Origin of the sequence: Nocardiopsis protaetiae (genome assembly GCF_045446735.1) — a bacterium.
GTDB lineage: Bacteria > Actinomycetota > Actinomycetes > Streptosporangiales > Streptosporangiaceae > Nocardiopsis > Nocardiopsis protaetiae.
On sequence record NZ_JBJJBV010000443.1, the window covers coordinates 1 to 3,613 of the forward strand.

The window sequence follows — 3,613 nt, forward strand, 5'->3', positions numbered from 1 at the left end:
GGCGTCCAGCGGGTTGGGTCTGGTGCCGTCGGTGGCGCTGGAGGAGGTGGGGCGGATCGACACCCTGGTGGTGGCCGGGGGCGAGGGCGCCCGTGGGGGTGTGGATCCGGGGCTGGTGGAGTGGCTGGCGGGGGCGTGCGGGCGGGCGGGGCGGGTGGCGTCGGTGTGCACGGGGGCGTACCTGCTCGCGCAGGCGGGGGTGTTGGAGGGGTTGCGGGTCACGACGCACTGGGCGTACTGCGGGGAGTTCGCGGGCCGGTTCCCGGGGGTGGAGGTGGATCCCGATCCGATCTTCGTGCGCCAGGGGCGGGTGTCGACCTCGGCGGGGGTGAGTGCGGGGGTGGATCTGTCGTTGGCGTTGGTGGAGGAGGACCTGGGGCGGCGGGTGGCGTTGGAGGTGGCCCGGCACCTGGTGGTGTTCCTGCGCCGGCCGGGCGGGCAGGCCCAGTTCTCGGCGCCGTTGGCGGCGCAGTGGGCGCAGCGCCCGGCGGTGCGGGAGGTGCAGCACTGGATCGTGGAGCATCCGGAGGGGGATCTGTCGGTGGAGGCGCTGGCGGCGCGGGTGGGGTTGTCGGTGCGCCAGTTCGCGCGGGTGTTCGGCCGGGAGGTGGGGTGTACGCCGGGCCGGTATGTGGAGCGGGTGCGGGTGGAGGCGGCGCGGCGGTGGTTGGAGGAGTCGGGGCTGGGGGTGGAGGCGGTGGCGCGGCGTAGTGGGTTCGCGTCGGCGGAGGTGATGCGGCGGGTGTTCGTGCGGTCGTTGGGGTGTTCCCCGGCGGGGTATCGGAGCAGGTTCCACGGTGCGGAAGGTGTGTGAGTGGTGCGGTTGGCGGTCGTGTTGTTCGAGGGTGTGACGGCGTTGGACGCGATCGGCCCCTATGAGGTGCTGGGGTCGTTGCCGGGGGTGGAGACGGTGTTCGTGGGTGAGCGGCCGGGTCCGGTGCGGGCGTCGGCGGGCGGGGTGGGGCTGGTGGTGGACGCGGGGTTCGGTGAGGTGGACGCCGCGGATGTGGTGGTGGTGCCGGGCGGGCCGGGGCAGGCGCGTCAGATGGGGGGTGCGCTGGTGGAGTGGGTGCGGCACGTGGACGGCGGGAGCCGGTGGACGGGGTCGGTGTGCACGGGGTCGTTGATCCTGGCGGCGTCGGGGGTGCTGGCGGGGCGGCGGGCGGCCACGCACTGGTTGGCGGGGCAGGAGTTGGCGGGGTTGGGTGTGGAGCACGCGGTGGGGGAGCGGGTGGTGTTCGACGGCAAGTACGTGACGGCGGCGGGGGTGAGTGCGGGGATCGATATGGGGTTGGCGTTGGCGGGGGAGCTGGTGGGGGGGTTCGGGGCGCAGATGGTGCAGTTGGCGTTGGAGTACGACCCGGCGCCGCCGTTCGATGCGGGGTCGCCGGAGAGGGCGCCCGCGGAGGTGGTGGGGTTGGCGCGGGAGAACTCGCGGTTCCTGTTGTGGGAGGAGGACCGGCCGGACTGGGCGTGAAGGGGGTCACGGTGACCCACCCCCTGTCATGGGTACGGGTGGGTTGCCCCTTTCCCCGGATATGAGATGAGGCCGGTGTTGGATCACCAGGACGAGGCCGCGCGGGTGCGCGCCGTGTACCGGATGTTCGCCGACCACTACGAGGCCGGTGGCGCCGTCTCCTATGCGGAGATCGCCCGTGGGCTGGCCGGGGACGACGACATGGTGGGGTCGGTGCTGTCCCTGCCGGAGGGGAACAAGCGCCAACCGAACCTGCTGTTGGGGGCGGTGCGGTTCCTGGGCGGCCCGGTGGAGGGGTGGGCGGGGTTCCGGGCGTGGGCGGTGGAGCACTGGGACGCGGTGCGCGAGGTCGTGCTGGAGCGGATGACGCAGACCAACGAGGTGCGCCGGTGCGCGGTCCTGCTGCCGGTGCTGGCCACGTTGCCCGGCCCGTTGGGGTTGGTGGAGGTGGGGTCCTCGGCGGGGTTGTGCCTGTATCCGGACCGGTACGCCTACTCCTACGACGGTGCCGACCCGGTCGGGGAGTCGCCGTTGGTGCTGGAGTGCTCCACCTCGGGGGGTGTTCCGGTGCCGGGGCGGGTGGTGGAGGTGGCCTGGCGGGCCGGGGTGGACCTGAACCCGTTGAACGCCGCGGATGCGGGGGACGTGCGGTGGTTGGAGTGCCTGATCTGGCCGGGGGTCAACGAGGCGGCGCGGCGTGAGCGGTTGCGGGCGGCGGCGTCGCTGGTGGCCGCGGCGGGGCCGCCGCCGATCGTGGCCGGGGATCTGTTGGAGACCGTCGCCGACCTGGTCTCTCAGGTGCCCGAGGGGGTGACGCCGGTGGTGTTCCACGGGGCGGTGCTGGCCTACCTGTCCCCGGCCGAGCGGGAGCGGTTCGCGGCCTTGATGGGGGAGTTGCCCGGGCACTGGGTGTCGTACGAGGGGTGGCGGGTGCTGCCCTGGATCGAGGGGGCGCGGCCGCCCGAGCCCACGCACTTCACGGTGGCGGTGGACGGGCGGGTGGTGGCCTGGGCGGGGGAGCACGGCCAGTCCCTCACCTGGGCGTGAGGCTCGGGGGCGGCGCGGGTGCGCCGCCCCCTTTTTTTTTGTGTGTCAGTGGGCGTCGACGAGGGCGATGAGCTCCTTCTTGCGGGCGTGGGGCAGGAAGGAGGCCTCGAAGGAGTTGCGGGCCAGGGTGCGCAGCTGCTCCTGGGTGAGGTGCAGGTGGTCGGCCAGGGCTTGGTAGTTGTCGTCGACGTAGCCGCCGAAGTAGGCGGGGTCGTCGGAGTTGACGGTGACCAGGAGGCCGGCGTCCATGAGGGCGGGCAGGGGGTGGTCGGCCATGGTGTCCACGGCGCGCAGGCGCACGTTGGACAGGGGGCACACCGTGAGCGGGGTGCGGTTCGCGGCCAGGCGGGTGACCAGGTCGGGGTCCTCCAGGCAGCGGATGCCGTGGTCGATGCGCTCCACCCCGAGGTCCAGGGCCTGGCGGATGTAGTCGGGCGGGCCCTCCTCGCCGGCGTGGGCGACCAGGTGCAGTCCCAGGTCCTGGGCGGCGGCGAACACCTGGGTGAACTTGGTCGGGGGGTGGCCGACCTCGGCGGAGTCCAGGCCGACGCCGATGATGCGGTCCAGGTGGGGGCGGGCGGCGTGGAGGGTGTCCATGGCCTCGGTGGCGGGGCGGTCGCGCAGGAAGCACAGGATGAGGTGGGTGCTGATGCCGTGGTCGGTTTCGGCGGTGTCCAGGGCGGCGGTGATGCCGTTGACGACGGTGTCGAGGGTGATGCCGCGGGCGGTGTGGGCCTGGGGGTCGAAGAAGATCTCGGCGTGGCGGACGCCTTGGGCGGCGGCGCGGGTGAGGTAGGCGCGGGTGAGGTCGGTGAAGTCGGCCTCGGTGCGCAGGACGTCCATGAGGGCGTAGTAGAGGTCGAGGAAGGATTGGAGGTCGGTGAACTCGTAGGCGGCGCGGAGTTCGTCGACGGTGGTGTGGGGGAGGGTGATGTTGTTGCGGTGGGCGAGGGTGAAGGCGAGTTCGGGTTCGAGGGTGCCTTCGATGTGCAGGTGGAGTTCGGCTTTGGGAAGAGGCATGCAGACCATGGTGGCGCACCCTTGATCATGCTTTGTCCGGTTTTGTGTGTCGGGGTGGGCACACGGCGG

At 72.5% G+C, this 3,613-nt stretch carries 4 protein-coding genes; 3 read left to right on the forward strand and 1 reads right to left on the reverse strand.

What is annotated here, in order from left to right; all coding sequences use genetic code 11:
* From ACJOT3_RS33550 to ACJOT3_RS33560, 3 genes are all read left to right on the forward strand, one after another.
* Positions 1 to 814, forward strand: an 814-nt coding sequence (locus tag ACJOT3_RS33550) for a GlxA family transcriptional regulator (RefSeq protein ID WP_406977154.1), incomplete at its 5' end; no start/stop codon positions are given.
* 3 nt (positions 815 to 817) lie between these two features.
* Positions 818 to 1,477, forward strand: coding sequence for a DJ-1/PfpI family protein (locus ACJOT3_RS33555; protein ID WP_406977155.1), 660 nt, complete (start codon positions 818 to 820; stop codon positions 1,475 to 1,477).
* Positions 1,478 to 1,600: 123 nt separating this feature from the next.
* Positions 1,601 to 2,524, forward strand: a complete 924-nt coding sequence (locus tag ACJOT3_RS33560; RefSeq protein WP_406977157.1) for a DUF2332 domain-containing protein — start codon at positions 1,601 to 1,603, stop codon at positions 2,522 to 2,524.
* A 45-nt stretch (positions 2,525 to 2,569) separates the two neighbouring features.
* Here the strand turns inward: ACJOT3_RS33560 and ACJOT3_RS33565 are convergent, their stop codons facing one another.
* Entirely contained in the window at positions 2,570 to 3,544 is a 975-nt protein-coding gene (locus tag ACJOT3_RS33565; protein WP_406977156.1) for an adenosine deaminase, read from the reverse strand.
* Positions 3,545 to 3,613: the final 69 nt, after the last annotated feature.

Coding starts and splice junctions, on each gene's coding strand:
- ACJOT3_RS33560 (WP_406977157.1), top strand. CDS start 1,601: ATGTTCGCCGACCACTACGAGGCCGGTGGCGCCGTCTCCTATGCGGAG.
- ACJOT3_RS33565 (WP_406977156.1), bottom strand. CDS start 3,544: ATGCCTCTTCCCAAAGCCGAACTCCACCTGCACATCGAAGGCACCCTC.